This is a genomic window from Olsenella uli (assembly GCF_016899935.1).
Taxonomy (GTDB): Bacteria; Actinomycetota; Coriobacteriia; order Coriobacteriales; family Atopobiaceae; genus Thermophilibacter; species Thermophilibacter uli_B.
The window spans coordinates 1-266 of record NZ_JACJJK010000047.1 but is presented as its reverse complement, the minus strand read 5'-3'; the positions used below and the strand labels follow the sequence as shown (position 1 = coordinate 266).

1 pseudogene is annotated in these 266 nt (G+C 47.0%); it reads left to right on the top strand.

The window, feature by feature from the left end:
• Positions 1 to 266, top strand: a pseudogene (locus H6A07_RS09805) (hypothetical protein); the annotation flags it as partial.

Here is a 266-nt window from a genome sequence, read left to right as displayed (position 1 = left end):
GGACGTAGGATTGGGATACATCAAGCTCGGACAACCCTCAACAACCCTTTCAGGCGGCGAAAGCCAGCGCGTAAAACTCGCTACGGAACTAAGCAAGCGCGATACGGGCAAGACTATTTACATACTCGACGAACCAACAACAGGGCTTCATTTCGAGGATATACGCATATTGATGAATGTTCTTCAAAAGCTCGTTGACCGCGGCAACACGGTAATCGTCATCGAGCACAATCTTGACGTAATAAAACTTGCCGACTATATTATTG